Here is a 3,223-nt window from a genome sequence, read left to right on the forward strand (position 1 = left end):
CTACGCTGCTCGACCAGMGTTGTGCGCGATTGTCCGTTGAGCTCGAACTGGACCTTGATGACCCCCTMTTCGGCGTCAGGGTGCGTGCCTTGCAGCGAGACCAGCAGCGTCTTGCCGGCGGCGATGTCGATGCCCACTTCTTCCTGCGGCTGCAGGCCGTACAGAAATGCCGGCGTCGGCACCACCGAAGTATCGCTGTAGCTGCGCACATGGGCGTGGTAGTCCGCGGCCTGCTTCGGATACATCAGGTACGAAGCCAGCTGGCGGTCGTCGAGCGCCTGCTCGCAGGCCGCTTCGCCTGCGGCGCGCGCAGCGTCGAGATCGACTGCCGGTATCTGGTCCCCCGGCCGGTAAGGCGCGGGCGGCTCGCCGCGCAGCACCTTGCGCGAGAGCCCGGCGGGGAAGCCGTCAGGCGGAAAGCCCAGTTCCCCCTTGAACAGCGAGACCACCGACTCGGGGAAGGCGATCTCCTTGGCCGGATCGCACACATCGGCGGCGCTCATATCGTTGGCCACCATCATCAAKGCCATGTCCCCCACCACCTTGGACGTCGGCGTCACCTTGACGATGTCGCCGAACATCTGGTTGACGTCGGCGTAGGCGCGCGACACCTCGGTCCAGCGATGCTCGATGCCGAGCGAGCGGGCCTGCTCGCGCAGGTTGGTGTACTGGCCGCCCGGCATCTCGTGACGGTACACGTCGGCGGTGCCTGCGCGGATCTCCGATTCGAACGGTGCGTAGTAGCGCCGCACCCCTTCCCAGTACATCGACGCTTCGTGCAGGCGTTCCAGGCTCAGGCCSGGATCGCGCTCGCTRCCSGCCAGCGCCGCRGCGATGCTCGACAGGTTSGGYTGCGAGGTCAGGCCGCTCATSGCRTCGAGCGCGCCGTCCACCGCATCGCAGCCGGCCTCGATCGCAGCCAGTGCGGAAGCGGCCGAGATGCCGCTGGTGTCGTGCGTATGGAAATGCACGGGCAGCCCGGTCTCTTCCTTGAGCGCCTTGACCAGCGCCGCTGCCGCCTGCGGACGGCAGATACCGGCCATGTCCTTGATGCCCAGCACATGCACGCCSGCCTGCTTCAGCTCGCGCGCGATGCCGACGTAGTACTTCAGGTCGTACTTGGATCGCTTCGGGTCGAACAGGTCGCCGGTATAGCAGATCGCGCCTTCGCACAGCGCGCCGCTYTCGCCGACGGCATCGATCGCCACGCGCATATTGCGCACCCAGTTCAACGAGTCGAACACGCGGAACACGTCCACGCCCGCGCTGGCGGCCTGGCGCACGAAGAAGCGCACCACGTTGTCCGCATARTTGGTGTAGCCGACGGCGTTCGAGCCGCGCAGCAGCATCTGGAACAGCACGTTGGGCACGCGCTCGCGCAACTGCTCGAGGCGCTGCCACGGGTCTTCCTTCAGGAAGCGCAACGCCACGTCGAAGGTGGCGCCGCCCCAGCACTCCAGCGAGAACAGCTGCGACAGCTCGCGCGCATAGAACGGCGCGATCGGCAGCATGTCCGCCGTGCGCATGCGCGTGGCGAACAGCGACTGGTGCGCGTCGCGCATGGTGGTGTCGGTGAGCAGCACCTGYTTCTGCTCGAGCATCCAGCGCGAGAACTTCTCCGCGCCGAGCTCGCGCAGGCGGTCGCGCGTGCCATACGGCAGCGGCTCGCCGGTATCGACAGCAGGCATCACCGGACCGGGCAACGGCARCGAGGGCAGCGTKCGGCCACTCATCTCCGGATGCCCGTTCACGCTGACCTCGCCCAGGTAGCGCAGCAGCTTGGTGGCGCGGTCCTGGCGCTTGGTGAACGCCARCAGTTCCGGCGTCTTGTCGATAAAGCGCGTGGTGACGTCACCCGAGCGGAACSCGGGRTAGTTGATGACGTTYTCGAGAAACTGCAGRTTGGACGCGACCCCGCGGATGCGGAACTCGCGCAGCGCGCGGTCCATGCGCCGGATCGCCTCGGGGGCGGTCGGCGCCCAGGTGGTGACCTTGACCAGCAGCGAATCGTAGTACGGCGTGATCACCGCGCCGCCATAGGCRGTGCCGGCATCGAGCCGCACGCCGAAGCCCGCCGCGCTGCGGTAGGCGGAGAGCCGGCCGTAGTCCGGCAGGAARCCGTTCTCGGGATCCTCGGTCGTGATCCGGCATTGCAGCGCATGCCCGTTCAGCGAAATCCCCGCCTGCTCCGGCACGCCCGCGGCGCGCACRACGATCTTGCCSTCGGCRTCGCGCGTGTTCTCGGTCACGCCGATATGGCCGCCCTCGGTGATGCGGATCTGCGCCTTGACGATATCGACCCCGGTGACCATYTCCGTGACCGTGTGCTCGACCTGGATGCGCGGATTGACTTCGATRAAGTAGAACTGGCCGGAGTCGGCATCCATCAGGAACTCGACCGTGCCCGCGTGCGTGTAGTTGACCGCGCGCATCAGCCGCATCGCCGCCTCGCACAGCGCGGCCCKGCCRGCGTCGTCGAGGTACGGCGCGGGGGCGCGCTCCACGACCTTCTGGTTGCGCCGCTGCACCGTGCAGTCGCGTTCGAACAGGTGCACCAGGTTGCCGTGGGTGTCGCCCAGCGCCTGCACTTCAACGTGGCGCGCGTTGCGCACCAGTTTCTCGACATAGACCTCGTCGTTGCCGAACGCGGCCAGCGCCTCGCGCCGGGCCGCGGCCAGCGAGCCTTCCAGGTCCTGCTCGCTTTCCAGGATGCGCATGCCACGCCCGCCCCCGCCCCAGCTCGCCTTGAGCATCAGCGGGTAGCCAACGCCCGCGGCCAGCCGCTTGCAGGCATCCAGGTCGTGCGGCAGCGGGTCGGTGGCCGGCATCACCGGCACGCCYGCCGCGATGGCCGCGTTGCGCGCCGCCACCTTGTTGCCGAGCTTGCGCATGACGTCGGGCGACGGCCCGATCCAGCGGATGCCGGCGTCGATCACCGCCTGCGCGAACTCCGGGTTCTCCGACAGGAAGCCATAGCCCGGATGGATGGCATCCACCTTCGCGTGCCGGGCAATGCGCAGGATGTCGTCAATGTCGAGGTAGGCCGCCAGCGGCTTCTTGCCTTCGCCGACCAGGTAGCTCTCATCGGCCTTGAAGCGATGGAGCGCGAGGCGGTCTTCCTTCGAATAGATCGCCACGGTCCGGATATTCATCTCGGCAGCCGCGCGCATCACGCGGATGGAGATCTCGGAACGGTTGGCAATCAGCAGGGATTTGATCGGGG

1 protein-coding gene is annotated in these 3,223 nt (G+C 67.6%); it reads right to left on the minus strand.

The features are described 5' to 3' along the window. The coding region (locus tag AC1DKV_RS40285) for a pyruvate carboxylase (protein WP_477139742.1) at positions 1-3,223 on the minus strand (3,223 nt) is incomplete at both ends.

The organism is Cupriavidus sp. 05T41 (assembly GCF_056396525.1).